The 212-nt window shown below is 61.3% G+C and carries 1 protein-coding gene; it reads right to left on the bottom strand.

What is annotated here, in order from left to right; all coding sequences use genetic code 11:
- A partial coding sequence (locus RT97_RS33575; RefSeq protein WP_042582584.1) for a hypothetical protein occupies positions 1 to 212 on the bottom strand: 212 nt, incomplete at both ends.

Genomic DNA, 212 nt, shown 5'->3' with positions numbered 1-212 from the left:
GTTGGCTTTGGCGAGCACGTCGGGCACGCCGTCCTCGACCGGATACAGACTCAGGTCGCCCAGTTCGATCCAAAGGCCGTTGGCGCCATCAGGGTTGAGTTTGTCCTGCGGGTACGGCACCGTAGTGACCTTGATGCGCGGATCATCCAGTTCGGCGCGGATTTGCTGTTCGGACTTGCCCAGCTTGCGCTGCCATACAGGCGAGAGCATGA

Source organism: Variovorax paradoxus (assembly GCF_000834655.1).
Classification (GTDB): Bacteria; Pseudomonadota; Gammaproteobacteria; order Burkholderiales; family Burkholderiaceae_C; genus Variovorax; species Variovorax paradoxus_F.
The sequence above is the reverse complement of the archived record's forward strand: the minus strand, read 5'-3'. Positions and strand labels throughout refer to the sequence as shown.